This is a genomic window from Mycobacterium sp. 852014-50255_SCH5639931 (assembly GCF_001665605.1).
GTDB lineage: Bacteria > Actinomycetota > Actinomycetes > Mycobacteriales > Mycobacteriaceae > Mycobacterium > Mycobacterium paraffinicum.
Window position 1 is genome coordinate 167,157 of record NZ_LZSV01000035.1, and the last position, 24,394, is coordinate 191,550.

Here is a 24,394-nt window from a genome sequence, read left to right on the forward strand (position 1 = left end):
CGGGCGAGAAACCGCACGTCACCGGGCTAGACCCGGCGGCGCTCCCGTTCGGCGGCCAGTTCGGCGAGGACGACCTCGCACGCCAGGTTCTGGCTGTAGCCACGGCGCGCCAACATCCCGACCAGCCGGCGGGTCACTCGCGCGTCATCGCCGTCCAGCGCTTCCCGACGCAGCTTGGCCCGCACCAACTGCTCGGCCCGGTCCCGCTCGGCACCGGCGTCGATCCCGGACAGCGCGGTGGCGATCACGTCCCTGTCGACACCCTTGGTGCGCAGTTCAGCGGCCAGGGCCCGCCTGCTCTTCGCCCGGCGGGACTGCACCCACTGCTCGGCGAAGTCGCTGTCATCGACCAGGCCAACGGCGGCGAGCCGGTCGAGCACGGCAGCCCTGATGTCCTCGGGGTAACCGCGTTTCGCCAGCTGGCCGTGCAGCTCGGCCCGGGTGCGCGCCCTCGCGGTGAGCAGGCGCAGGCACAGCGTCCGCGCCTGCTCCTCGCGAGAGGGCTCAGAAATCGACGGGGGCGGGCAGGACGTCGTCATCGGTCACGACCGCGCCAATGCCGAGCTTCTCCTTGATCTTCTTCTCGATCTCGTTGGCCACCTCGCCGTTTTCCATCAGGAAGGTGCGGGCATTCTCCTTGCCCTGACCGAGCTGCTCACCCTCGTAGGTGAACCAGGAACCGGACTTGCGGATGAAGCCCTGCTCCACGCCCATATCGATCAGCGAACCCTCGCGGCTGATTCCCCTGCCGTAGAGGATGTCGAATTCCGCCTGCTTGAACGGCGGCGCCACCTTGTTCTTGACGACCTTGACCCGGGTGCGGTTACCGACCGCGTTGGTGCCGTCCTTGAGCGTCTCGATCCGGCGCACGTCCATGCGCACCGACGCGTAGAACTTCAAAGCCTTACCGCCCGTGGTGGTTTCCGGGCTGCCGAACATCACCCCGATCTTTTCCCGCAGCTGGTTGATGAAGATCGCGGTGGTTCCCGAATTGTTCAGCGCGCCAGTCATTTTCCGCAGCGCCTGGCTCATCAGCCGGGCCTGCAGACCGACGTGGCTGTCGCCCATCTCGCCCTCGAGCTCCGCGCGCGGCACCAGCGCCGCCACCGAGTCGATGACCAGGATGTCCAGCGCTCCGGAGCGGATCAGCATGTCGGCGATCTCGAGCGCCTGCTCCCCCGTGTCGGGCTGGCTGACCAGCAGGGAATCGGTATCCACGCCCAGCTTGTTGGCGTAGTCCGGGTCCAGCGCGTGCTCGGCGTCGATGAACGCCGCGACGCCGCCGGCGGCCTGGGCGTTGGCCACCGCGTGCAGGGCGACGGTGGTCTTTCCCGAGGACTCCGGGCCGTAGATCTCCACGACCCGGCCGCGGGGCAGGCCGCCGATGCCCAGGGCCACGTCCAGTGCGATGGATCCGGTCGGGATGACCGAGATCGGCTGACGCATCTCGTCGCCGAGACGCATCACCGAGCCTTTGCCATAGCTCTTTTCGATCTGGGCCATCGCCAGTTCGAGAGCCTTCTCGCGGTCGGGGGCTTGCGTCATGGTGCCTCTCCTATGGTTCGTTGTGTTCGGTGACCGGTGTCGGTCGGTTGGCCGTGACACTAGAGAAGGCCACCGACAAGTTGACTCACCGAACGTTCCCCACAGTAGCCGAACACCTGTTCGATTCAAGTGGACACGCCGGGCCCCCACCGCGTATGGCAACATCTGCTACCGAAAGGCGCTGACGGGGCATAAGCCTGAGGAAACCGGTGCGAATCCGGCGCGGTCCCGCCACTGTGACCGGGATGGGGATGCCCCCACCCGAGAGCCAGACACTCACCGTCGGCGCTTCCTCACCACAACCGGGGCGGATCTCCCCTGAAGAGGCTTGGTTGCGCATATATGGACATCTCTGCTGAGCTAGCCGAAATATCCTGCTACAAAGGATTTTTCGCGTTGCCCGTGGGCGGCGATGCGACGGGCTGGCACCCGGTCGGGCGGTCCTACGCCGACGGTTTCACCGACCTGGTCGACGCCACCGCCAGGCGCTATCACACGACGGACCTGCGCGTCGCCGCCTCGCTGGTTCAGCTCGGCCACGCCACCCGCCTGTGGTCGCCCGTGCTCGCCTGCGCGCTGGGTCACGGCGTCGTCCCCGACCTCAACGACTTGCAACGCGCCGACGACGGGGCGCAACTGCGGTTGCCCGCGCCCGTCGGGGTCCCCGCCAACTCGCCGGACGTGCTGTACCGGGTGGTGGTGCAAGAGCACATGGAGCCGCTTGCCGCCGGGCTGCGGGTCAAGCTGGCGCCCGCCCTGCTGGCGGGCAACGTCGCCTCCGCGTTGACCGGCGCCGCCCGGGCCCTGCTCGCGGCGCGGCCCGACCTCGGCCCGCGGATCGCCGAGATGACCCATGCGCTGCTGGGTACCGGCGCGCTGGCCGGATCGGGCGTCACCGGCCCACACCTGGGCTTCAAACGTCGTAGTTGCTGCCTCTTCTATCGCCTTCCGGGTCGGTCCGTCTGCGGCGATTGCGTGTTCGAGGCGCCACCGTCGAAGCGAAGTTAGGCTCGCGGCTCTACTGCGGCAGAACGAGTACCCGCCCTACGAACAAGGTTGCGGCCCGCACGTCACCACTGGTCGCGCGGCACGTCGAAGTCGACGCACAGGGCCCGCCACACGTCGCGGGGCTCGGCCCCGTCCTCGATCGCCTGGGCGGCGGTACGGCCGTCGAAACCGCTCAGCACATGGTCCGCCAGCACCGAAGAGCCGTATGCCGCACCGAATCGCAGGACCACGCGCTCGTTGAATTCCGTTAGCCGCACGCCAGCAAGATACCCACCGGGCAGCGTTCGGACACCGGCCGCATTACCGCCAACTGGCCGGCAGGTCGATCAGGTGGTTGGGGCAGAAGTCCTGGACGGCCTCGGACATGGTCGTCCGCGCCCGCTGCGCCGACATTCGGGAGCGCAACTGCATGAAGGCGTATTCGGCCGGCGCATAGCCCTGCTCAGCGGCCGCCGGGTCGTCCATCAACTGGCATGCCTGCTGCTCGTCGCCGCTGTCGGCACGCGCGACGCCCGAGCCGAACATCAAGGCAAGAAGCAGGCCGCCCGCGGCGATCGTCCTCATTGCCGACGCCCTCCCTTCGCGAACCCGCCCGATCATCCCGTCGGAGCGAGCGCTTCGTGGCACACCCGGACCGGATCGGCCACGCCGACGATGCTAGCGGCGGCGGCTTGGGCGGCCTCCCGATAGCGGGGCGACGACAGCACCTCGTTCACCGCAGCCACCAGCGCCTCGGCGGTCAACGGCCGGATCAGCCGCCCGCTGCCCTGCCGGACCACCCGGTTCGCCATCTCCCACTGATCCCCGCCACCGGGCACCGCGACCAGCGGCACCCCCGCCAGCAGCGTTTTGGCCACCATGCCGTGCCCACCGCCGCAGATCACCAGGTCGGCGTGGCGCAACAACTCGGCCTGGCTGCCGAGCCCGACCACCGCCCACGGGGGCACCTGCAGATCCGCTCCCCCCAGCCGCGAGACCACCAGCCGCGATCCGGCCGGCAGCGTCTCCCCCGGCCGCAGGTGAGCCAGCGCGACCTCCGCCAGCCCCTCGGTCCCGGTCATCGCGGTCGACGGCGCGACCACCAGCACGGGTCCGGAGCCCGCCGGGATTTCCAGCACCCGATCGGTCGGTTCGAAGTGCAGCGGGCCCACCAGCACGGCCTCCGCCGGCCAGTCCGGCCGCGGCACCTCGAGGGCGGGCAGGGTGGCGATCAGCCGCCGCAGCGGCCCGGGATCGCGGGCCGGCAGTCCGATCTCGACCCGCACGGTCGCGCGCTGCCGCAGGCCCGCGCGCCACGACCGCGCGGTGAGCGCCCGCATCGTGGCGTCGCGGAGCCGGCCGCGGAGGCCGGTGCCCGGCGCCAGTCCGCTCCCGATCGGCGGCAGTCCCTTCGATGGCAGGTAGAGCGGATGCGGGTTGAGCTCGATCCACGGGATGCCCAACAGCTCGGCGGCCATGCCGCCCCCCGCGGTGATGACGTCGGACACCACGAGGTCGGGCGCCAGGTCGCGCAGCGCCGGCACGTTGAGGACGGCCATCCGTGCCGCGCGCCGATGGATTCGGGCCCCGGCGTCGGCGTCGTCGTCGGTGGCGGCCAGCCCGTCCAGCGGGGCGGCGTCGATGCCGGCGGCGCGGGCCGTGTCGACCCATTCGGCGCCGGTGAACAGCGTGGGCTCGTCGCCGGCGTGGGCGAAGCGTTGGCACAGCGCAATCGCGGGAAACGAGTGCCCGGGATCCGGCCCGGCGACCACGGCGACGCGCATCGGCCTTACCCTGCCACAGCGCGCCACCGAAACGCTCGCCTACGCTGGCACCCATGACCGAGCTGACTGGGACAACCGTTGCGAACACCCGCACGGTCGAGGGCTTTCTGAACGCCCTGCAGGATGCGGATTACGAGGCCGCCGACGCAGCATTGGACGACAACCTCGTCTACGAAAATGTCGGGCTGCCGACGATTCACGGCCGCGCCAGGGCGATGAAGCTGTTTCGCCGGATGGACGGCCGCGCCGCCTTCGAGGTGAAGATCCACCGAATCGCCGCCGACGGCGGGGCGGTGCTCACCGAGCGCACCGACGCCCTGATCTTCGGCCCGTTGCGGCTTCAGTTCTGGGTGTGCGGCGTGTTCGAAGTCCACGACGGGCGAATCACGTTGTGGCGCGACTACTTTGACTTCTTCGACATGTTCAAGGCCACCCTTCGCGGCCTGGCCGCCGTGGTGCTGCCGTCGCTGAAAGCGACGTTCTAGCCCGCTAGCTGGCGCCGCGCAAGCCGCCGAGTTCGTCGAACGCCTGCGCCCAGCCGACCAGCCGGTCGGTTGCCCCGGCGAGCTCGGCGCGGTAGCGCTGCGAGGCGGCCAACTGATCGCCGTTGGCCGAAGACACCAATTGGGCTGCGGCGGTGACCATCTCGTTGTATTGACGGACGCCGGCGCTCAACTGCGCGGTGAACGCGTTGATGGTGGGCACCAGATACGCCCGCGATGATTCGCTGGACTGCGCCGCCCGCTCCATCGACACCACCTCCGCAGCGGTGGCCGCCATGGCCGCCGAGGTTTTGTTGGCCGCCGCGGTCAGGTCACGGATCTCGGCGGTCGGCAACATCGAGCCGCGCTCGATCACGTTCAGCAGGGAGAGGAATCCGCGTTCGGAGGCGCCCAGCGCGTACATGGCGGGCCGCGCCGCCGACCCGGGTGGCGGCAGCCGGCGCGCGTTCGTCGGGCGGGGCGTGGGCAGCGGCTCGGAGCGCAGCCACCGGTAGCGGAACAACAACAGCGTCGCCGGGATGGCCATGATGACCGCGACGGCGCCGGTGATCTCCAGCAGCAGCGCGAACCATCCCCAGGCTGCCAGCAGCATCGTCACCAACGCCCAGAACACGCAGCCGGCGGCGAAGATCAGGCCCCACCGCAGCGCGCGACGTTGCCGCCGCAGCAGCCGCGCACGCGGATCCGCGGCGGCGCTGATCTTCTGGGCCACCAAATCGGAAAGGTCGGCGGCGGTGGCCAACCCGCGCCCCAGCAACGTGCGCCAGAGCCCGCGCCGCGTCTCGCTCACCGCCACGACACCCGCGTTACTGGCCAAAAGGTTTCTCGGTGACCGCGCCCCCGGTGGTCTCGGCGGACGCGGGCTTCGCCTCCGGGGTGGCCCCGGCGGCGGGTGTCCCCCCGGTCGGCAGCGCTTCGCCGCGCATCGACGCGCGGATCTGCTCCAGCCGGGAGTGACCGGCCATCTGCACCCCGGCCTGCTCGACCTCGAGCATGCGGCCCTGCACCGAACCCTGTGCGAGCTCGGCGGAGCCGATCGCGTTGGCGTAGCGACGTTCGATCTTGTCGCGCACCTCGTCGAGGCTGGGCACGTTGCCCGGGGCGGCGATCTCGCTCATCGACCGCAGCGACGCGCTCACCTGTTCCTGCATCTTGGCCTGCTCGAGCTGGCTGAGCAGCTTGGTGCGCTCGGCGATCTTCTGTTGCAGCATCATCGCGTTCTGCTCGACCGCCTTCTTGGCCTGCGAGGCCGCGCTCAGCGCCTGATCGTGCAGCGTCTTGAGGTCCTCGACGCTCTGCTCGGCGGTCACCAGCTGGGCCGCGAACGCCTCGGCGGCGTTGTTGTACTCGGTCGCCTTGGCGGCGTCACCGGCGGCGGTGGCCTGGTCGGCGAGCGTCAGGGCCTGGCGCACGTTGACCTGCAGCTTTTCAATGTCGGCGAGTTGCCGGTTCAGCCGCATCTCCAGCTGGCGCTGGTTGCCGATCACCTGCGCCGCCTGCTGCGTCAGCGCCTGGTGCGTGCGTTGCGCTTCCTCGATGGCCTGCTGGATCTGCACCTTGGGGTCGGCGTGCTCGTCGATCTTCGCGTTGAACAGCGCCATCAGGTACTTCCACGCTTTGACGAACGGATTGGCCATGAGTGAGCTCCACCTTCGCTTCTTATAGGCCGGATGGTCCCTGGATGGGCCGTCGCTTGTCGCTCAATTTAGTGGGTCGGGGCCGATCGCCCTACCCCTGGCGCTGGATCGCCGCGCCGGGCTGCGCTCAGGCGATCGCCAGGGACGCCACCGGCGGGATGACGACCTTCGTGCCGGCGTCGATGCTGGGACCGCGCGCCCCGTCGACGGGCGCGCTGTGGGCCGCCCGTTCCTGGCCGGCCATCCGCTCGCCGGCGTCGGTGAGCACCGACGACAGCGGGACCTGTAACGCCTCGCAGATCGCGTTGAGCAGCTCGCTGGAGGGTTCCTTGCGCCCGCGCTCCACCTCGGACAGATATCCGAGGCTCACCCGCGCCGAATCGGACACCTCGCGCAGCGTCCGGCCCTGCGTCACCCGGGCCTCGCGCAGCACGTCGCCGATGACCTCGCGCACTAATGACGGCATTCCTGCCCTCCTTCGTCCAGTCAGCCCCGCTCGGCACGAAATCGACCGCGTCCGGCGGATGCTCACTACGTGAAACGCGGGGAGCGGGGCCTTGGTTCCCGTTCGGCGACCGGAAAATCAGTCGGTCGTCCGACGCACTTCCCGAACGGTCGACACCACGTAGTCGATGCCGGTGACGATCGTCAGCACGATGGCCACACCCATCACCACCGCCGCCGTCACCCGGAACGGCCCGGCCAGCGGCAGGATGAACAGGCCGATCGCCACCGCCTGGACCACGGTCTTGACCTTGCCGCCCCAACTGGCCGGGATGACCCCACGGCGAATGACCGCCAGCCGCAGCACCGTGACCCCGAACTCGCGGACCAGGATCACGACCGTGACCCACCACGGCAGCTCGCCGAGCATCGACAGACCGATCAGCGCCGACCCGACCAGCGTCTTGTCCGCGATCGGATCGACGAACGCCCCGAATTCGGTCGCCATGCCGTAGTTGCGGGCGAGCAGGCCGTCCAGCCGATCCGTGATCGCGGCAACCGCGAAAATCACGAAAGCCACGATCCGGAAAGCGATCTCGTGACCGTCCTTGGCGAACAGCGCGAGCAGGAAGATCGGCACCAACACCAGCCGCAACAGCGTCAGCGTGTTGGCGAGGTTTGCGATATGGGCGCGGCCCGGCGGTCCCATCAACGGTCCCGTTTGCGGCTGCCCCGACACGGCAACAGAATAACTGTTGACCAGCGCGCCCGTCCCCGATGCCGATACTGTTAGCCGTGACTGAATGTCCACAGGACCGCCGAGCGGTGGTGCGCCGCGCGCGAACGTCCGACGTCCCCGCGATCAAACAACTCGTCGACACCTACGCGGGGAAGATCCTGCTCGAGAAGAACCTGGTGACGCTGTACGAGGCCGTCCAGGAGTTCTGGGTGGCCGAATGCGGCGATGACGTGGTCGGTTGCGGCGCGCTGCACGTGATGTGGTCCGACCTGGGCGAGATCCGCACCGTCGCGGTCGACCCGGCGATGACGGGCCACGGCATCGGCCACGCGATCGTCGATCGGTTGCTGGAGGTCGCGCGCGAGCTGCAGCTGAAGCGCCTGTTCGTGCTGACGTTCGAGACCGAGTTCTTCGGCAAGCACGGGTTCACCGAGATCGAGGGCACGCCGGTCACCGCCGAGGTGTTCGAGGAGATGTGCCGCTCCTACGACATCGGTGTCGCCGAGTTCCTGGACCTGAGCTACGTCAAGCCCAACATCCTGGGCAACTCCCGGATGCTGCTGGTGCTCTAGCCCGATGGTGGCGACCCGCGTCGCCCGGCTACGCCGCCCTCGCGATCGCCACAGGCCCCGCGAGCTATTCGTCGGGGTCGCCGCCGTCGGCGTCGCTGCCGCCCCGGATCAACGCCAGCGTTCCGGCCAGCTCGTCGGGCTTGACCAGCACCTCGCGCGCCTTGGATCCCTCGCTGGGCCCGACGATGCCGCGGGTTTCCATCAGGTCCATCAGCCGGCCGGCCTTGGCGAAGCCGACGCGCAGCTTGCGCTGCAGCATCGAGGTGGAGCCGAACTGGCTGGACACCACCAGCTCGACCGCCTGCAGGAACACGTCCATGTCGTCGCCGATGTCGGGGTCGACGTCGGTGCGTTCGCCCGTCGGCTTGGCCGTGGTGACGCCGTCGGTGTATTCGGGCTCGGCCTGGTCCTTGCACGCGTTGACGACGGCGTGGATCTCCTCGTCGGTGATGTAGGCGCCCTGCAACCGCAGTGGCTTGCTCGCGCCCATCGGCAGGAACAGGCCGTCGCCCATGCCGATCAGCTTCTCGGCACCGGCCTGGTCCAGGATCACCCGGCTGTCGGTGAGCGAGGACGTGGCGAACGCCAGCCGTGACGGCACGTTGGTCTTGATAAGCCCGGTGACCACGTCGACCGACGGGCGCTGGGTGGCCAGCACCAGATGGATGCCGGCGGCCCGGGCTTTCTGGGTGATCCGCACGATCGCGTCCTCGACGTCGCGCGGCGCGGTCATCATCAGGTCCGCCAGCTCGTCGACGATCGCCACGACGTACGGGTACGGCCGGTATTCGCGCTGGCTGCCCAGCGGCGCGGTGATGGCCCCCGACCGCACCTTCTCGTTGAAGTCGTCGATGTGGCGCACCCGCGACGCCTGCATGTCCTGGTAGCGCTGCTCCATCTCCTCGACCAGCCACGCCAGCGCGGCGGCGGCCTTCTTGGGCTGAGTGATGATCGGGGTGATCAGGTGCGGAATGCCCTCGTACGGGGTCAGCTCCACCATCTTCGGATCGATCAGGATCATCCTGACCTCTTCGGGGGTGGCCCGGGTCAGCAGCGACACCAGCATGGAGTTGACGAAGCTGGACTTACCGGAGCCGGTGGATCCCGCGACCAGCAGGTGCGGCATCTTGGCCAGATTGGCCGAGATGAAGTCGCCCTCGATGTCCTTGCCGAGGGCGATCACCAGCGGGTGGTGGTCGCGACGGGTCGACGGCGCGGTCAGCACGTCGGCCAGCCGCACCATTTCGCGGTCGGTGTTGGGCACCTCGATGCCCACGGCGGACTTGCCGGGGATGGGGGCCAGCATGCGCACGCTCTCGGTGGCCACCGCGTAGGCGATGTTCTTCTGCAGCGCGGTGATCTTCTCCACCTTCACGCCCGGCCCGAGCTCGACCTCGTAGCGGGTGACGGTCGGTCCGCGGGTGCAGCCGGTGACGGCTGCGTCGACCTTGAACTGGGTGAGCACCTCGCCGATGGCGTCGGCCATGACGTTGTTGGCGGCGCTGCGCTTCTTCGGCGGGTCACCCGCCACCAGCAGGCTCATCGACGGCAGGGTGTAGGGCCCCTCGACGACGCGGTCGAGCACCTCGGTCTTCTTCTTGTCGCGGCGGCGGCTCTTCCCGATGGCCGGCTCCGGCGTGGTGGGAATGTCGTCCTCGTTGTCGCGCAGGGCCGCTGCCGGCTCCGCAGTCGCCCAGGCCGGCGGCGGCCCATCTTCGGGATCGAGCGAACTCTCGTCGTAGAACTCGTCGGAAAAGTCCTGGACCGCACCGGAATCCGCGTCGTCGTCATAGTCGTCGTAGTACTCGTCATCGCCGAGCAGTCGGGCGCCGAACATGGCGCGGACGGCGTCGGGCACCTCCCGGATGGTGGTCCCGGTCAGCAACAGCAGGCCGAACATGAAGCCGATGAACAACAACGGCGCCGCGATCCACGCCGTCAGCCCGTCGGACAGTGGGCCGCCGATGGCGAAGCCGATGAACCCCGCCGCGCGGCGCCGCGCTTCCGGGTCTTCCGGCGAGCCGGACCACAGGTGCCGCAAGCCGAGAACGGAAAGCGCGATCAGGGTGGCGCCCAGGATCAGCCTGGGTCGCGCATCGGGGTTGGGCTGGGTGCGCATCAGTGCCACCGCGACCGCGGCGGTGACGACCGGAAGCGCCAGGACGCCCGCCCCGATGAAGGTGCGCAACAGCGTGTCGACCCACGCGCCGACCGGCCGGGCGGCGTTGAACCACGAGCTCGCGGCGACCACCACGGAAAGGCCGAGCAGCATCAGCGCGATCCCGTCGCGGCGGTGCCCCGGGTCGATGTCGCGGGCCCGGCCGATCGATCGGGCCGCGCCGCCAGTGCTGCGTGCCGCCATCAGCCAGGTGGCGCGCAGCGCGCGGCCGCCGGTCAGCCCGGCGGCCACCAGCAGCGAGTGGTTTCGCCGTTTGGCGGGCCTGCTCGGCCGCTTACGGGGCGCCGCCGGCCGCGCGCGACCCGACCCACTTCGCGAAGGGGCCTTTGACCTGCTCGTTCTGGCTTTGGAGCGGGCGGCGGTCTTGTTAGCCATGTCGGCAAGGGTAGTCGCACCGCCATCATCTGCACCACCCGCCACACTGGTTACGGTTTGGTCATGTGAGCCATCTGACGGATGGGCCGTCAGGCCGCGTGAGTAGGGTGACAACCGGTGATTTAGATAACAGAAGTCATGCGCGTCACCCACCCCGTAGCCCCAGGAGGCCCCAGCATGCCCGTCGTCGTCGTTGCCACCATGACCGTCAAACCCGAATCGGTCGACGCGGTCCGCGACATCCTTACGCAGGCTGTGGAGGAAGTGCACAACGAACCCGGCTGCCAGTTGTACTCATTGCACCAATCGGGCGAGACCTTCGTCTTCGTCGAGCAGTGGGCCGATCCCGAGGCGCTCAAGGCCCACAGCACCGCTCCCGCCGTCACCAAGATGTTCACCGCGGCCGGCGACCACCTCGCCGGGGCGCCGGACATCAAGATGCTGCAGCCGGTTCCCGCCGGCGACCCGGACAAGGGTCAGCTCCGGTCCTGATGACGCGGCCCCTCGAAGGCAAGATCGCCTTCATCACCGGCGCGGCGCGCGGCCAGGGACGTGCACACGCGGTGCGGCTCGCCGCCGACGGCGCGAGCATCATCGCGGTCGACTTGTGCGACCAGATCGCCAGCGTGCCGTATCCCCTGGCCACCGAGGACGACCTGGCGCAAACCGTCAAGCTGGTCGAGGACACCGGCGCCCGGATCGTGGCCGCCCGTGGCGACGTCCGTGACCGGGCCTCGCTGTCGGCCGCGCTACAGGCGGGCCTGGACGAGTTCGGCCGGCTCGACATCGTCGTGGCCAACGCCGGTATCGCACCGATGCAGTCCGGCGACGACGGCTGGCGCGACGTCATCGACGTCAACCTCACCGGCGTCTACAACACCATCAAGGTGTCCATCCCGACCATGGTCAAGCAGGGCACCGGAGGCTCGATCGTGCTGATCAGCTCGAGCGCCGGACTGGCCGGCGTCGGCAGCCCGGACGCCGGTTCCGTCGGCTATGCCGCCGCCAAGCACGGCGTGGTGGGGCTGATGCGGGTATATGCGAATCTGCTTGCCACACAGTATATTCGGGTCAACTCGATCCACCCGTCCGGTGTCGAGACCCCGATGATCAACAACGAGTTCACCCGGGAATGGCTGGCCAAGATGGCCGCCGCGACCGACACACCGGGCGCCATGGGCAATGCCATGCCGGTGGAGGTGCTGGACGTCGAGGACGTCGCCAACGCGGTGGCGTGGCTGGTGAGCGACCAGGCCCGCTACATCACCGGCGTGACGTTGCCGGTCGATGCGGGCTTCCTGAACAAGTAGTCGAATGGCACGGAATCCCGCCGCGCAGACCGCTTTCGGCCCGATGGTGTTGGCCGCCGTCGAACAGAACGAGCCACCGGGCCGCCGCCTGGTGGACGACGACCTCGCGGAACTGTTTCTGCCGGCGCCACTGCGCTGGCTTGTCGCGGCCACCCGTGTGGCCCCCGTGCGCCGCTTGATGATCCGCGGATCGGAGTGGACCGGCCGCGGCCTGTGGGCGAACATGGCCTGCCGCAAGCGTTTCATCGGCGACAAGCTCGCCGAGGCGCTCGAGGGCGTCGACGCGGTCGTCATCCTCGGTGCCGGGTTGGACACCCGCGCCTACCTGTTGACGCGCCAAGTCCGCGTCCCCGTCTTCGAGGTCGACCTGCCGGTCAACGTCGCCAGGAAGGTGAAGACGGTCCGGCGGGTGCTCGGCGGGCCGCCGATGTCGGTGCGGCAGGTGGCGTTGGACCTGGAGCGCGACGACTTGCTGACCGCCCTGGCCGAGCACGGCTACCGCACCGATTACCGGGCCTTCTTCATCTGCGAGGGAGTCACCCAGTACCTGACCGAAGCCACCGTTCGCCGGACGCTGGAGGGGTTGCGCGCGGCCGCGCCGGGCAGCCGTTTGGTATTCACCTACGTCCGGCGGGATTTCATCGACGGTACGAATCGGTACGGCACTCGTACGCTCTATCGCAGCGTCCGCCAGCGGAGGCAGTTGTGGCACTTCGGCTTACAGCCCGAGGAGGTCGGCGAGTTCGTCGATGAATACGGTTGGCGGCTGCTGGAGCAGGCCGGCCCGGACGAACTCCTCGAGCGTTACGTGGAACCCACGGGTCGCAAGTTGAAGGCGTCGCAACTGGAATGGTCGGCCTACGCGGAAAAGCTGTAGGTCCGATCGTGGCGACCCGCCTCGCCCGGCTTCGCCGCGCTCGCGATCGCCACTAGACCTCGATGACCGTCGGCACGATCATCGGCTGCCGGCGGTACACCTCGCCCACCCACTTGCCGACGGTGCGGCGCACGGCCTGGGCGATGCGGCCCGGATCGGTGATGTTGTCCGCGGCAAGCAGTTCCAGCTCCGCCTCGACCCGGCGCCCGGCGGGCTCCAGCGCCTTGGGGTCTTCGGAGAACCCGCGCGAATGCAAGTGCGGCGCGGCCACGGGGCGCCCGGTGCCGCGCTGGACGACGACGGTCACCGCGACGAAGCCCGACGACAGGATGAGCCGTTCCCCCAGCGTGATATCGCCGACGTCGCCGCTGATCAGCCCGTCGACGAACATCTTGCCGACCGGTACCGCCCCGGCGATCGACGCCGTGCCGGCGACGAGGTCGACGCTGACGCCGTTCTCGGCCAACAGGATCGACTCCTCCGGCACACCGGTGCTGGCCGCCAGCTTGGCGTTGGCGCGCAGCATCCGCCAGGTGCCGTGCACCGGCATGACATTGCGCGGCCGCACGCCGTTGTAGAGGAACAACAGCTCGCCGGCGTACGCGTGGCCCGAAACATGCACGCGGGCTTGGGCGTTCGTGACGACGCGGGCCCCGATCTTGGCGAGCGCGTCGATCACGCCGTAGACCGCCTCCTCGTTGCCGGGGATCAGCGACGACGCCAGCACGATCAGGTCGCCCGCGGTGAGCGTGATGCTGCGATGCTCGCCGCGTGACATCCGCGACAGCGCCGACATGGGCTCGCCCTGGGTGCCGGTGGTGATCAGCACCACGCGCTCGGGCGGCATCATCTCGGCGGCGCCGATGTCGATCACGTCGGAATCGGCCACCCGCAGGAACCCCAGCTCGCGGGCGATACCCATGTTGCGCACCATGGACCGCCCGACGAACGACACCCGCCGGCCCAACGCGACCGCGGCATCGATGATCTGCTGCACCCGGTCGACGTTGGAGGCGAAGCAGGCGACGATCACCCGACCCTCGGCGCCCCGGATCAGGCGGTGCAGCGTCGGTCCCACTTCGCTCTCCGACGGCCCGACGCCGGGGATCCCGGAGTTGGTCGAGTCGCACAAGAACAGGTCCACACCGGCGTCGCCGAGGCGGGACATGCCGGGCAGATCGGTGGGCCGGCCGTCGAGGGGAAGCTGGTCGAGCTTGATGTCGCCGGTGTGCAAGACGGTTCCCGCGCCGGTGTGCACGGCGATCGCCAGCGCATCCGGGATCGAGTGGTTGACGGCGAAGTATTCGCACTCGAAGACGCCGTGGGTGCTCCGCTGGCGTTCGCTGACCTCGATGAACACCGGCTTGAGCCGGTGCTCACGGCATTTCGCGGCGACCAGCGCCAGGGTGAACTTCGATCCAACGACCGGGATGTCCGGGCGCAGCTTGAGCAGGAACGGGATGCCGCCGATGTGGTCCTCGTGCGCGTGGGTCAGCACCAGCGCCTCGATGTCGTCGAGCCGGTCCGAGATGTGGCGCAGGTCCGGAAGGATCAGGTCCACCCCTGGCTCGTCATGGGTGGGAAACATCACCCCGCAGTCGATGATCAGCAACCGGCCGAGATGCTCGAAAACCGTCATGTTCCGGCCGATTTCGCTGATGCCGCCCAGCGCGGTGACCCGCAACCCACCAGCGGCCAAGGGACCAGGAGGGGCGAGGTCTACATCCACTTACGGGCCACCCTTTGGCTCACCGGAGCACCGACGCCGCGCGCATATCGGCGGCCAGCGCGTCAATTTGCTCGGGCGACGCCGGCATTTGCGGCAGCCGGGGATCGCCAACTTCGATGCCCTGCAGGCGCAGCCCCGCCTTGGACATCGTCACGCCGCCCAGCCGGCTCATCGCGTTGCACAGCGGGGCGACGGAGACGTTGATCTTCCGCGCGGTGGCGATGTCGCCGGAAGCGAAGGCGGACAACATTTCTCGGAGCTGACCCGCGGCCACATGAGAGATCACGCTGATGAAGCCGGTGGCGCCCATGGCCAGCCACGGCAGGTTCAGCGCGTCGTCGCCGGAGTAGTAGGCCAGCCCGGTCTCGGCGATGATCTGGCCGCCGCTGTGCAGGTCGGCTTTGGCGTCCTTGATTCCCACGATGTTCGGATGGGCGGCCAGCGCACGGATGGTCTCGGTCTCGATCGGGATCACCGAGCGCGGCGGGATGTCGTAGAGCAGCACCGGCAGTTCGGTGGCGTCGGCGACGGCGGTGAAGTGCGCGATGAGCCCGCTCTGCGGCGGCTTCGAGTAGTAGGGCGTGACCACCAGCAATCCGTGGGCGCCCTCGGCCGCGCAGGCCTTGGCCAGCCGGACGCTGTGAGCGGTGTCATAGGTGCCCGCGCCGGCGATCACCCGGGCGCGGTCGCCCACCGCCTCCAGCACGACGCGGAGCAACTCTCGCTTCTCGTCGTCGGTGGTGGTCGGCGACTCGCCGGTGGTGCCGGAGACCACCAGGCCGTCACACCCCGCGTCCACCAGGTGGCTCGCCAGCTGTGCCGCGGCGCCGGTATCGAGGGAGTCGTCGGGAGCGAACGGTGTCACCATCGCGGTCAGCACGGTTCCCAACCGGGCCGGGGCGTCGAATCCGACGGTGCTCACGGTCCTTAGGTTACCTGGCGGCGGCAAGGTATTTGGCAACGGCGCGGACGTGCGTTGCCCGGGCGGCGGGGGCGGTCAGCCTCAGGAGCCCGGCGGGGTGACTGCAGTGCCGACTGGAATGTCAGGCTTCGGTCGCCAGCGGGCTGGTGGCTACCTCGGTCCCGTCGGCCAGCGTCGAGACCTCGAAGTCGGCGAACACCGCGGGCACGGCGTCGGCGAGCTGGCGCAGGCACTCGATGGCCAGCCGCCGGATCTCCACGTCGGCGTGCTCGCTGGCGCGCATGGCGATGAAGTGCCGCCAGGCCCGGTAGTTGCCCGTGACGACGATGCGGGTCTCGGTCGCGTTCGGCAGCACCGCCCGCGCGGCCTGGCGCGCCTGCTTGCGGCGCAAGATGGCGTTGGGTTGGTCGGCGAATTTCGCCTCGAGCTTGGCCAGCAAATCGGCGTAGGTGGCCCGGCTGGCGTCGGCCGCCTCGGTCAGGATCCGGCGCAGTTCGGGGTCGTCCTCCATGCCCGGGGGTACGACGACTCGCGAGTCGCCCTCCGGCACGTAGCGCTGCGACAGCTGCGAGTAGGAGAAATGCCGGTGCCGGATCAGCTCGTGCGTGAGCGATCGCGAAATGCCGGTGATGTAGAACGACACGCTGGCGTGTTCGAGCACCGAAAAGTGCCCGACGTCGATGATGTGCTTGATGTAGCCGGCGTTGGTCGCGGTCTTGGGATTGGGTTTCGACCAGCTCTGATAGCAGGCCCGGCCGGCGAACTCAACCAGCGCCGCGCCACCGTCGGCGTCGGTGGTCCACGGCACGTCCGGCGGCGCCAGGAACTCGGTCTTGGCGATCAGTTGCACGCGTAGCGGCGCGGTCTCGGCCACGGCGCTCACCTTAACGTGGCAGCCGTACCCGGAGCTCACCCGATATCAGCGGGGGCAGCAGCGCGTCGCGGACGGCGGACAGCCGCGCGCTCTCGGTGCGACGTGCGTGGCACAGCGCCCCCAGGTCGGTGATCGTTTGCAGGGCCGCGGTCGGCAGGCGCCGGACGTCCGGGACCATAACTTCCAACAGATCGCGCGGCTGGATCCGCTGATGGCTCCCCGAAGTCCCGGCCACCCGGCGTTGCAGCCGTTCGGAGACGTCGGGTTGCCGAACGGCCGACCACAGGGCCGAGGCGTCGACGCCGCTCGGTTTCAGGACGACGAACTCGCTGCTGGCCACGGCCATCCGCGGCGGCAGGCTGACCACATTCCAGATTCGCGGAATCCGGGGATTGAGCTTCGCGAACAACACGCACGGCTCCGACAGGAGGAACTTGCCGCTCCTGATGCACTCTGCGCTCGCGGCGCGGGGCTGCGCCCCGTCATCGAAGGCCGGAAGGCTGAAGTGCGCGACCACGTCGTCGAACTCGGTCACGTTGAGGAACGCCGCCGACCGGCCCGCCAGGCTGGACAGCCGCACGCGTTCGCGGGCCGACTCCGCGATGGCGACCATCACGTTCTCGGCGGTCTCGATCACCCGTTCGTTGGCGGACACTTTGTCGTCGAGGGAGCCGAGCAGTTCGGCGATCGCCTGGCGCTGAGGCGCGCCCACGCTGCGCACCGCGACGTCACGCAGGATGCGCTGGCTCAGCAGCGGCTGCCCCGATCCGGAGCGGTGATCGCCCAGCCGGCAGGTGTGCAACGCGTAGTACCAATACCGCGTCTCGCGTGGGTCGTTGGCCCGGCATACCAGTGCGTTCTCGGTGACCCAGACGTCGGAGTCGCAGTACCGCAGGCTGCCGCACTGCGCCCCGACGCGCCCGAGGACGATCAGCGGGCCGGCCGCGTTGTGTTCGGCCGTGTAACCGATGGCCCCGTTGGCGCCGTAGACGCGGAAGCAGCCGCCCGGCGCCGGCAGCGGCGCGCCGCCGCCGGTGCTGAAGGCCAGGTGGTCACCCAGTGTGGTGGTCACCCAGGCGCTCCAATTGTTGGCGTACAACGCTTTCCAGGCGTGCGGATTCGTCGAGTGCGGCGAGCAGGTCGCCGGTCAGCCGGGCGATCTTCTGCTCTACCGGCTCGCCGTCGCCTTGGGGGGCGGGCGCCCCGACATAGCGTCCCGGCGTAAGCGGGTAGCCTGCCGCGGCGATGTCGTCGAGCGACGCGGAGCCGCAGAACCCCGGAACATCTTGGTAGGTAAGGCCTTTCGCGGCAGCCGATTCCGATCCGCGCCACGCGTGATAGGTGTCGCCGATGCGGACGACCTCCTGGTGCGTCAGCGCCCGCTCGGTGCGGTCCACCAGGTAGCCGAGCCCGCGGGCGTCGATGAACAGCACCTGCCCGGACCGCTTGCCCTTGTCGGTGTCGAAGAACCACAGGCACACCGGAATCGACGTGCTGCGGAACAGCTGCCCGGGCAGAGCGACCATGCACGACACCAGGTCGGCGTCGACGATCCGCGCGCGAATCTCCCCTTCCCCGGCCACGTTCGACGACATCGAACCGTTGGCCATGACGACGCCGGCCTTCCCACCCGGGGCCAGTTTGGACAGGACGTGCTGAATCCACGCGTAGTTGGCGTTGCCGGCTGGCGGGACACCGAAGCGCCACCGCGGGTCACGCTCGTCGCGGGCCCAATCCTTGATGTTGAAGGGCGGATTGGCCATCACGTAATCCATCTGCACGCCGGCGTGCTGGTCGTCGCGGAACGTGTCACCCCACCGCGCACCCAGCCCGGAGTTGTCGATGCCGTGCACGGCGAGGTTCATCTTCGCCATCCGCCAGGTCTGCTCGACGCTTTCCTGTCCGCAGATCGTGATTCCGGCGGGGTCACCGTCGTGTTCGGCGATGAATCGGTCGGTCTGCACGAACATCCCGCCCGAGCCGCAGCACGGGTCATACACCCGCCCGCTCGAGGGTTCCAGAACCTCGACGATCACGCGGACCACGCTGGGTGGGGTGAAGAATTCGCCGCCGCGGCGCCCTTCCGCGCGCGCGAAATTGCCCAGAAAGTACTCGTACACCTCGCCCAGCACGTCCCGGGCGTGGCCACGCTCACCGAACCGTGCGGTGTCCAGCAGGCCCAGCAGTTCACCGAGGCGGCGCGGGTCGAGGTGGTTTTCGTACAGCCGCGGCAGCGCCGCGGCCTCCATCGCCTCGTCGACGAGCCGGCCGATGTCGGGCGATTCCGCGTTGTGCACCAACAACTTCCACTGCGCATCGAAGGCATGCTTGAGGAACACCAGCCCGAGGACGACGTCCTTGTACTGGCCGGCGGATAGGGAGCCGCGCAGTTTGTTGGCCGCCTTCCACAGCGTGTCTTTGAGCTCTTTGTCCGTTGCCCGCATCAGCCGGCCACCCGCAGATCGGCGGCCAGGTCGCCCCGGGTGGCGACGCTGAACCCGCCAAGTTCCAGCCACGACGCCATCGACTGCAATTCGCCGGCCAGCGCCTCGACGACGCGCGGTCGCGGCACGTCGGGTTCACCGAACGCGCCCACGACGCGCAGCGTGTCGGCGGCCCGATCGGCCTTGAGGTCGACCCGCGCCACCAGCTGCCCGTCCATCAGCAGCGGCCACACGTAGTAGCCGTACTGGCGCTTGTGGGCCGGGGTGTAGATCTCGATGCGGTAGTGAAATCCGAACAGCCGCTCAACCCGGGGCCGAAAGAAGATCAGCGGGTCGAACGGACACAACAGCGCGGTGCCCCGGTCGGCGCGCGGCACCGCGCGCCCGGTGCGCAGATAGGCCGGCGCGGGCCAGCCTTCGACGTCGACCCGCTCGATCTCACCCGCGGCCACCAGGTCGGCGACCGCCGGCTTGACTTGCTGGGCCGACAGCCGGAAGTAGTCGCGGATGTCGGCCTCGGTGCCCACGCCGAGCGCGGTGGCCGCCCGCAGCGTGAGTTCCCGGACGGCCTCTTCGTCGTCGACGTCGCGCGCCAGCACACTCGCCGGCAGCACCCGTTCCACCAGGTCGTAGTGCCGTGCGAAGCCCACGCGGGTGGCCGTCGTGAGCACGCCGGCCGCGAAAAGCGCCTCGGCGACCCACTTGGTGTCGCTGCGGCTGCCCCACCAGCTTCCTCTGGGCCCGCGCGGTTCGGCCTCGAGATGGGCCTCGATCTGTCCGGCGGTGCTCGGCCCGAGCTCGGCGACGGCGGCGACGATCTTGTCGGCGAGCTGGGGATTGGCCTTGACGATGTGAACGCCCCAGCGGCCGTGCCGGTACTGGCGCATCCGCCAGCGCAGCAGCGGCCAGTCGTCGACGGCCATCAGCGCGGCCTCGTGCGCCCAGTACTCGGCCAGCAGCCGCGACGCGCGCGGGCCCCAGGCGGCGCGGTCCAACACGTCGCGGTCGTAGGGGCCGAGCCGGCTGAACACCGGCGCGTAGTGGGCACGCACCGCGACCGAAACCGAATCCAGTTGCAGCACTTGGATTCTCGATATCAGCCGCTTCAGGTGGGCGCGGGTGATCGGACCGGCGGGCCGTGGCTCGCTAAAGCCTTGGGCCGCAACGGCGATCCGTCGGGCTTGCGCGGCCGACAGCCTGGGGGTCCGGATCGACACGGCGCCGAGAATACCGCTCGGGTGCGACAGCGCCCCGCGGCGACGCGGCTAGCCCGTGCTGACTTTCCCGTCCAGCGGCACCACGACGCTCGGCTCCGGCGCGTTCTTCTGCTCCTGGTAGGCCGACTCGAGAGCGGCCGGGACCGCTTCGAGGTCGCGGTACACGCCCATCAGCTGCTCGAGGACGTTGATCCGTTGCTTGATCGCCTCGTCCGCCGCACGCCGGGCCTGCTCGCGATAGTGATCGGCCTCGCGCTGGGCGTCGCGCCACGCCTTGTCGATCGCCGCTTCGGTCTCGGCGCGCATCCCGGCCAATTCGGCTTCGAGCTGCTTCTTGGCTTCCTCGTAATCGGTTTCCATGGCTTTTCGCTGCTCGGCCATCGCCGCCAACTCCTCTTCGTGCTTTCGCTGCGCGGCCTCGACCTCGGCCTCGGTCGCTGCGATCAGCGCGTCCGCCTCGCTCCGCGCCTCGGCCTGCATCTCGGAAACCTCCTCGACCGCGCGTTGCAGCATCTTCGCCATCCGGCGCTGCACCGCGTGGGGTGAGGGTGAGGTGTCGGTGAGGACGGCGACCTCCTTGCGCAGTGCGGCCGTTTGGTCGCCGGCTTCCTTCAGCCGGGACCTCAGACTCTCGACATCGTCGAGCAGCAACTGCTGTTTGGTGGTCAACATCTCGATGTGGGCATCGACCGCGGCCGGGTCGTAGCCCCTGAACATGCGAGTGAACGCTTTCGTGGGTTCGGTTATCACTGCCAATTCCCCCTCCTGGCAACGTGTGGTGACGCGGAGAGACCGACCCCCGCGTCCGAGTATGTCACGGGCGCGGAGACCAACGCCTATGCCCGACGGTAGCTGTGTAGCCGGTACCGCAGCCCCGTGCGACTGACCTGCCACTCCCCCGTCTCACCCAGCCAGGCGTCGTCGAGCACAGGCGCCAGCGCGTCGTCGTCGTCGCGCCGCAGGTCGACTTCGACCTCGGTGACCTCACACCGCGTGGCGTGGGGCAGCGCGAGCAGATAGACCTGCTCGCCACCGATCGCCCACGTCTCGGGCTCGGTCTCGGAACCGGCAAGAGCCGCCTCGAGCGACCCGACGACCTCCGCGCCGTCGGCCACGAAGTCCCTCCGGCGCGAGAGTACGACATTCCTGCGACCGGGCAGCGGCCGGACCTTGGCAGGCAGCGACTCCCACGTGCGCCGGCCCATGATCACGGTGTGCCCGATGGTCAGCTCTTTGAAGCGGGCCAGGTCCTCGGGAACTCGCCACGGGATGTCGCCACCACGGCCGATGATGCCCGACGTCGACTGAGCCCACACCAGGCCGAGGTCGGTCATACAGCGACGGGGGCTGTGATCGCGGGGTGCGGGTCGTAGTTCTTCACGACGACGTCGTCGTAGGTGTAGTCGAAGATCGAATCCCGGTGTCCCAGTACAAGTTCCGGGTACGGCCGCGGCTCGCGGCTGAGCTGGGTGCGCACCTGCTCGACGTGATTGTCGTAAATGTGGCAGTCGCCGCCCGTCCAGACGAACTCACCGACCGACAGGTTGGCCTGGGCGGCCATCATGTGGGTGAGCAGCGCGTAGCTGGCGATGTTGAACGGCACACCTAGGAAGAGGTCGGCGCTGCGCTGATACAGCTGGCAGCTGAGCCGACCGTCGGCCACGTAGAACTGGAAGAACGCGTGGCACGGCGGCAGCGCCATCTGCGGGATATCCCCCACGTTCCACGCCGAGACGATGATGCGCCGCGAGTTCGGGTCGGTTCGCAGCAAGTCCAGCGCCGCGGTGATCTGGTCGACGTGCTCACCCGTCGGCGTCGGCCAGGACCGCCACTGCACGCCATATATCGGCCCGAGATCGCCTGTCTCGCTTGCCCATTCGTCCCAGATGGTGACGCCGTGCTCGTGCAGCCAGGCGACATTCGAGTCGCCGCGCAGGAACCACAGCAACTCGTAGATGACCGACTTCAGATGCACCTTCTTGGTGGTGAGCAGCGGGAAGCCGGCCGACAGGTCGTAGCGCAACTGCTGGCCGAACAGGCTGCGGGTCCCGGTGCCGGTGCGGTCGGCTTTGGCCGTGCCCCGCTCGAGCACCAGGCACAACAGGTCCTCGTAGGGCGTCGGGATCGGCACGCGGCCAGCTTAGCTCCCAGGGCCAGGAGTAGAACGGGTCCCATGCCGAACATCATCGACACCATCGCCACCGCTGACGGGATCTGCACCGTCCACTTGTTCACCCCCGATGGTCCGGAATCCCAAGTTCCGTGGCCCGGCGTGGTCATGTACCCCGACGCCGGCGGATTGCGCGACACCTTCGAACAAATGGCGGCCAAATTGGCCGGATACGGCTACGCCGTGCTTCTTCCCGACGTGTACTACCGCAGCGGCGAGTGGGCTCCGTTCGACATGGCCACCGTGTTCGCCGACGAGAAGGAACGCAAGCGGCTGTTCGGGATGATCGGCAGCATCACCCCGGACAAGATGGCCAGCGACGCCGTCGCCTTCTTCGACTACCTGTCGGCCCGGCCGGAGGTGTCCGGGGAGCGCTTCGGCGTGTGTGGATATTGCATGGGCGGCCGCACGTCCTTGGTGGTCGCCGGCCGGGTGCCCGAGCGCGTGGCCGCTGCGGCGTCCTTCCACGGCGGCGGCCTGGTGACCGACACGGCGGACAGCCCGCATCTGCTGGCCGACCGGATGCGCGCGACGGTGTATGTGGGTGGCGCCAAAGATGACGCGTCCTTCACCCACGACCACGCCGAGCAGCTCGACAAGGCGATGACCGCAGCCGGCGTGCAGCACACGATCGAGTGGTATCCGGCGGCCCACGGGTTCGCGGTTCCGGACAACGCGCCGTATGACCCCGCCGCGGCGGAGCGGCACTGGCAGGCGATGACCGAGGTCTTCGCTTCCGCGTTACCGCGCTAACCCGTCCAGCAGCAGCGTCGCGGCCACCGCCGCGCCGTCGGTGCGGATCGTGGCGGCCACGGCACTCGCCCGCGCACGGATATCCGGCGACAGGGCCGTCTCGAGCGCGGCCGACAGCGACTCGGCGGTAGGCGCCGGACCGTCGTGCGCGACACCGATGCCCAGGTCCGCCACCCGACCGGCCCAATACGGCTGATCGGCCCCCTGCGGCAGCACCACCTGCGGCGCACCGGCCCGCGCGGCGGTGGTCGTGGTGCCCGCGCCGCCGTGGTGCACGACTGCGGCGACGCGGGCGAAGAGCGCCCGGTGGTTGAGCTCACCGACGGCGAGGCAGTCGTCGCGGTCGTCCATCGGGGCCAGGCCGGCCCAGCCTCGGTAGAGAATCGCCCGGCGGCCATGGGCGCGGACGGCCTCGACGACCGCCCGGGAAAGGTCGGTCGCGGCGCGCATCGGCATGCAGCCGAAGCCCACGTACACCGGCGCCGGGCCGGCGTCGAGGAACTCCGCCACGTCGGCGGGGAGGGGACGTTCGTCGGGCAGCAGCCACGCCCCGGTCTGGACCACATCGAGCCCGCTTCGCTCCGGCCACGGTCCCAGCGTGGGGTCCGCCGCCAGCCATGGACGCTCGGTGAGGGCGTAGTCGCGGATGTCGTCCACCGGCGGCAGGTCCAGCGACGCACGGTGGTCGTTGAGCGTCGCGCCGAACAGCGTGTCCATGTGCTGGGCGTCCATCCGCCACAGCACCCGGTTGTCGATCACTCCCGGCGGAAACTGGCCGGCATACGTCGGGGGCAGGTGGTGCGGCGACGGCAGGATGGTCGGTTGGTAGCTCACATAGACGTAGGGAATGCCCAGGCGCTCGGCCACCGACCGCGCGCCCGCCGCGACCGGCGGGAAGCCGGTGGCCACCAGCAGGTCACATCCGTCGGCCGCGGCGGCCACCGTGTCGAATTGCGCGGCGACCAGCGCGTCCAAGTGCCGGCGGAGGTCGTCCTCGGACGGTGTGAGGCCGGCCGCCATGGCACGCCACGAATCGCCGAATGGCACCAGCGGCAGGCCGATACCGGCCAGCAATTCCGCGAATTCCTGGTCCGGCGGCGCGCACACCCGAACCTCCGCGCCGAGCGCCCGCAACTGAACCCCGAGCGCCGCAAGCGGTTCGACCGCCCCGCGCGAATCGTGGGTGGACAGCAACACACGCATTCCGACGTTCTTCACCTCCGGCGTGCGGTCGGCCACCTCGTCGCCCACCGCGGACCGACACCTTCGCATGAAACGGCGGCCCGTGGCCTGCGTCAACCCGGAATGCGATTCCCATGACGCCGCGAATACC

At 69.2% G+C, this 24,394-nt stretch carries 27 protein-coding genes and 1 riboswitch; of the genes, 7 read left to right on the forward strand and 20 right to left on the reverse strand.

Going from position 1 to position 24,394, the window contains the following annotated elements; genetic code table 11:
* Positions 1-26: 26 nt before the first annotated feature.
* Together recX and recA are read right to left on the reverse strand one after the other, a co-directional pair.
* Positions 27-539: a recombination regulator RecX gene (gene recX, locus A5758_RS21745; RefSeq protein WP_067744326.1), complete on the reverse strand. Its 513-nt coding sequence runs from the start codon at positions 537-539 to the stop codon at positions 27-29.
* Positions 505-1,545 carry a recombinase RecA gene (recA, locus tag A5758_RS21750; RefSeq protein WP_067744332.1) on the reverse strand — a complete coding sequence of 347 codons (1,041 nt, stop codon included), beginning with the start codon at positions 1,543-1,545 and terminating at the stop codon, positions 505-507. Before recA ends, recX begins: the two co-directional genes overlap by 35 nt.
* Positions 1,546-1,713: 168 nt before the next feature.
* Positions 1,714-1,844, forward strand: a riboswitch (cobalamin riboswitch).
* A gap of 43 nt (positions 1,845-1,887) precedes the next feature.
* Between recA and A5758_RS21755 the strand changes: the two genes are divergently transcribed.
* Entirely contained in the window at positions 1,888-2,553 is a 666-nt protein-coding gene (locus A5758_RS21755) for a (2Fe-2S)-binding protein (RefSeq protein WP_067744335.1), read from the forward strand.
* Between the two features lie 62 nt (positions 2,554-2,615).
* Here the strand turns inward: A5758_RS21755 and A5758_RS21760 are convergent, their stop codons facing one another.
* From A5758_RS21760 to A5758_RS21770, 3 genes are read right to left on the reverse strand one after another with little or no spacing between them, the layout of a single operon-like run.
* Complete coding sequence (locus tag A5758_RS21760; RefSeq protein ID WP_197500931.1) at positions 2,616-2,834, reverse strand: DUF3046 domain-containing protein; 219 nt, start codon at positions 2,832-2,834, stop codon at positions 2,616-2,618.
* A 19-nt stretch (positions 2,835-2,853) separates the two neighbouring features.
* On the reverse strand, positions 2,854-3,117 hold the full coding sequence (locus tag A5758_RS21765) for a hypothetical protein (RefSeq protein WP_067199643.1): 264 nt from the start codon (positions 3,115-3,117) through the stop codon (positions 2,854-2,856).
* Between the two features lie 32 nt (positions 3,118-3,149).
* On the reverse strand, positions 3,150-4,316 hold the full coding sequence (locus A5758_RS21770; protein ID WP_067744338.1) for a glycosyltransferase: 1,167 nt from the start codon (positions 4,314-4,316) through the stop codon (positions 3,150-3,152).
* 53 nt (positions 4,317-4,369) lie between these two features.
* Between A5758_RS21770 and A5758_RS21775 the strand changes: the two genes are divergently transcribed.
* A complete protein-coding gene (locus tag A5758_RS21775; protein WP_067199388.1) occupies positions 4,370-4,801 on the forward strand; it encodes a limonene-1,2-epoxide hydrolase family protein in 432 nt (143 codons plus the stop codon).
* 4 nt (positions 4,802-4,805) lie between these two features.
* Here A5758_RS21775 and A5758_RS21780 read toward each other — a convergent pair whose 3' ends face one another.
* From A5758_RS21780 to pgsA, 4 genes are all read right to left on the reverse strand, one after another.
* The gene (locus A5758_RS21780) at positions 4,806-5,615 is read right to left on the reverse strand and encodes a hypothetical protein (RefSeq protein ID WP_067744341.1); all 810 of its coding nucleotides are present in this window, start codon (positions 5,613-5,615) and stop codon (positions 4,806-4,808) included.
* Positions 5,616-5,625: 10 nt separating this feature from the next.
* Positions 5,626-6,456, reverse strand: coding sequence for a phage shock protein PspA (gene pspA / locus A5758_RS21785; RefSeq protein WP_067199395.1), 831 nt, complete (start codon positions 6,454-6,456; stop codon positions 5,626-5,628).
* 127 nt (positions 6,457-6,583) lie between these two features.
* Positions 6,584-6,922, reverse strand: coding sequence for a transcriptional regulator ClgR (clgR, locus tag A5758_RS21790; protein ID WP_067199399.1), 339 nt, complete (start codon positions 6,920-6,922; stop codon positions 6,584-6,586).
* A 117-nt stretch (positions 6,923-7,039) separates the two neighbouring features.
* Entirely contained in the window at positions 7,040-7,639 is a 600-nt protein-coding gene (gene pgsA / locus A5758_RS21795; RefSeq protein WP_082939154.1) for a CDP-diacylglycerol--glycerol-3-phosphate 3-phosphatidyltransferase, read from the reverse strand.
* A 56-nt stretch (positions 7,640-7,695) separates the two neighbouring features.
* Between pgsA and A5758_RS21800 the strand changes: the two genes are divergently transcribed.
* Positions 7,696-8,211 (forward strand): amino-acid N-acetyltransferase, encoded by a 516-nt coding sequence (locus A5758_RS21800; protein WP_197503636.1) that lies wholly within the window; start codon positions 7,696-7,698, stop codon positions 8,209-8,211.
* Positions 8,212-8,275: 64 nt separating this feature from the next.
* On the opposite strand, the gene A5758_RS21805 is transcribed toward A5758_RS21800, so the two are convergent.
* Entirely contained in the window at positions 8,276-10,765 is a 2,490-nt protein-coding gene (locus A5758_RS21805; protein WP_082939155.1) for a DNA translocase FtsK, read from the reverse strand.
* 177 nt (positions 10,766-10,942) lie between these two features.
* Here A5758_RS21805 and A5758_RS21810 point away from each other — a divergent pair, with 177 nt between their 5' ends.
* Genes A5758_RS21810 through A5758_RS21820 form a run of 3 tightly spaced genes read left to right on the forward strand, consistent with a single transcriptional unit; the run spans position 10,943 to position 12,952 of the window.
* Complete coding sequence (locus A5758_RS21810) at positions 10,943-11,257, forward strand: putative quinol monooxygenase (RefSeq protein ID WP_066950438.1); 315 nt, start codon at positions 10,943-10,945, stop codon at positions 11,255-11,257.
* Positions 11,254-12,075, forward strand: a complete 822-nt coding sequence (locus A5758_RS21815) for a mycofactocin-coupled SDR family oxidoreductase (RefSeq protein ID WP_066950641.1) — start codon at positions 11,254-11,256, stop codon at positions 12,073-12,075. Before A5758_RS21810 ends, A5758_RS21815 begins: the two co-directional genes overlap by 4 nt.
* Before the next feature lie 4 nt (positions 12,076-12,079).
* Complete coding sequence (locus A5758_RS21820) at positions 12,080-12,952, forward strand: SAM-dependent methyltransferase (protein WP_067744344.1); 873 nt, start codon at positions 12,080-12,082, stop codon at positions 12,950-12,952.
* Positions 12,953-13,004: 52 nt separating this feature from the next.
* Here the strand turns inward: A5758_RS21820 and A5758_RS21825 are convergent, their stop codons facing one another.
* The 9 genes from A5758_RS21825 to A5758_RS21865 all read right to left on the reverse strand — a co-directional run bounded on the left by A5758_RS21825 (position 13,005) and on the right by A5758_RS21865 (position 22,269).
* Positions 13,005-14,681 (reverse strand): ribonuclease J, encoded by a 1,677-nt coding sequence (locus A5758_RS21825; RefSeq protein ID WP_067744347.1) that lies wholly within the window; start codon positions 14,679-14,681, stop codon positions 13,005-13,007.
* 19 nt (positions 14,682-14,700) lie between these two features.
* Entirely contained in the window at positions 14,701-15,603 is a 903-nt protein-coding gene (gene dapA / locus A5758_RS21830) for a 4-hydroxy-tetrahydrodipicolinate synthase (protein WP_067199417.1), read from the reverse strand.
* A gap of 121 nt (positions 15,604-15,724) precedes the next feature.
* Positions 15,725-16,477 carry an FAD-dependent thymidylate synthase gene (gene thyX / locus A5758_RS21835; RefSeq protein ID WP_067199647.1) on the reverse strand — a complete coding sequence of 251 codons (753 nt, stop codon included), beginning with the start codon at positions 16,475-16,477 and terminating at the stop codon, positions 15,725-15,727.
* A 10-nt stretch (positions 16,478-16,487) separates the two neighbouring features.
* Positions 16,488-17,549 (reverse strand): restriction endonuclease subunit S, encoded by a 1,062-nt coding sequence (locus A5758_RS21840; protein ID WP_067744350.1) that lies wholly within the window; start codon positions 17,547-17,549, stop codon positions 16,488-16,490.
* Positions 17,530-18,921, reverse strand: coding sequence for an N-6 DNA methylase (locus tag A5758_RS21845; protein ID WP_067744353.1), 1,392 nt, complete (start codon positions 18,919-18,921; stop codon positions 17,530-17,532). Before A5758_RS21845 ends, A5758_RS21840 begins: the two co-directional genes overlap by 20 nt.
* Entirely contained in the window at positions 18,921-20,168 is a 1,248-nt protein-coding gene (locus A5758_RS21850) for a winged helix-turn-helix domain-containing protein (RefSeq protein ID WP_197504024.1), read from the reverse strand. The genes A5758_RS21845 and A5758_RS21850 overlap by 1 nt, the downstream gene beginning before the upstream one ends.
* An 18-nt stretch (positions 20,169-20,186) precedes the next feature.
* A complete protein-coding gene (locus A5758_RS21855; protein WP_067744355.1) occupies positions 20,187-20,888 on the reverse strand; it encodes a DivIVA domain-containing protein in 702 nt (233 codons plus the stop codon).
* Between the two features lie 86 nt (positions 20,889-20,974).
* Complete coding sequence (locus A5758_RS21860; protein ID WP_067199430.1) at positions 20,975-21,472, reverse strand: dihydrofolate reductase; 498 nt, start codon at positions 21,470-21,472, stop codon at positions 20,975-20,977.
* Positions 21,469-22,269 carry a thymidylate synthase gene (locus A5758_RS21865; RefSeq protein WP_067744358.1) on the reverse strand — a complete coding sequence of 267 codons (801 nt, stop codon included), beginning with the start codon at positions 22,267-22,269 and terminating at the stop codon, positions 21,469-21,471. The genes A5758_RS21860 and A5758_RS21865 overlap by 4 nt, the downstream gene beginning before the upstream one ends.
* Positions 22,270-22,311: 42 nt before the next feature.
* Here A5758_RS21865 and A5758_RS21870 point away from each other — a divergent pair, with 42 nt between their 5' ends.
* A complete protein-coding gene (locus A5758_RS21870; RefSeq protein ID WP_067744361.1) occupies positions 22,312-23,061 on the forward strand; it encodes a dienelactone hydrolase family protein in 750 nt (249 codons plus the stop codon).
* Here A5758_RS21870 and A5758_RS21875 read toward each other — a convergent pair.
* On the reverse strand, positions 23,050-24,264 hold the full coding sequence (locus A5758_RS21875) for a glycosyltransferase (RefSeq protein WP_067744723.1): 1,215 nt from the start codon (positions 24,262-24,264) through the stop codon (positions 23,050-23,052). The two genes, A5758_RS21870 and A5758_RS21875, sit on opposite strands and share 12 nt — an antisense overlap.
* Positions 24,265-24,394: the final 130 nt, after the last annotated feature.

Excerpts from the sequence above, each read along its gene's own strand:
- recX (WP_067744326.1), bottom strand. The coding sequence starts at position 539 with ATGACGACGTCCTGCCCGCCCCCGTCGATTTCTGAGCCCTCTCGCGAG.
- recA (WP_067744332.1), bottom strand. The coding sequence starts at position 1,545 with ATGACGCAAGCCCCCGACCGCGAGAAGGCTCTCGAACTGGCGATGGCC.
- A5758_RS21755 (WP_067744335.1), top strand. The coding sequence starts at position 1,888 with ATGGACATCTCTGCTGAGCTAGCCGAAATATCCTGCTACAAAGGATTT.
- A5758_RS21765 (WP_067199643.1), bottom strand. The coding sequence starts at position 3,117 with ATGAGGACGATCGCCGCGGGCGGCCTGCTTCTTGCCTTGATGTTCGGC.
- A5758_RS21770 (WP_067744338.1), bottom strand. The coding sequence starts at position 4,316 with ATGCGCGTCGCCGTGGTCGCCGGGCCGGATCCCGGGCACTCGTTTCCC.
- A5758_RS21775 (WP_067199388.1), top strand. The coding sequence starts at position 4,370 with ATGACCGAGCTGACTGGGACAACCGTTGCGAACACCCGCACGGTCGAG.
- pspA (WP_067199395.1), bottom strand. The coding sequence starts at position 6,456 with ATGGCCAATCCGTTCGTCAAAGCGTGGAAGTACCTGATGGCGCTGTTC.
- clgR (WP_067199399.1), bottom strand. The coding sequence starts at position 6,922 with ATGCCGTCATTAGTGCGCGAGGTCATCGGCGACGTGCTGCGCGAGGCC.
- A5758_RS21805 (WP_082939155.1), bottom strand. The coding sequence starts at position 10,765 with ATGGCTAACAAGACCGCCGCCCGCTCCAAAGCCAGAACGAGCAGGTCA.
- A5758_RS21810 (WP_066950438.1), top strand. The coding sequence starts at position 10,943 with ATGCCCGTCGTCGTCGTTGCCACCATGACCGTCAAACCCGAATCGGTC.
- A5758_RS21820 (WP_067744344.1), top strand. The coding sequence starts at position 12,080 with ATGGCACGGAATCCCGCCGCGCAGACCGCTTTCGGCCCGATGGTGTTG.
- A5758_RS21845 (WP_067744353.1), bottom strand. The coding sequence starts at position 18,921 with ATGCGGGCAACGGACAAAGAGCTCAAAGACACGCTGTGGAAGGCGGCC.
- A5758_RS21860 (WP_067199430.1), bottom strand. The coding sequence starts at position 21,472 with ATGACCGACCTCGGCCTGGTGTGGGCTCAGTCGACGTCGGGCATCATC.
- A5758_RS21870 (WP_067744361.1), top strand. The coding sequence starts at position 22,312 with ATGCCGAACATCATCGACACCATCGCCACCGCTGACGGGATCTGCACC.
- A5758_RS21875 (WP_067744723.1), bottom strand. The coding sequence starts at position 24,264 with ATGCGTGTGTTGCTGTCCACCCACGATTCGCGCGGGGCGGTCGAACCG.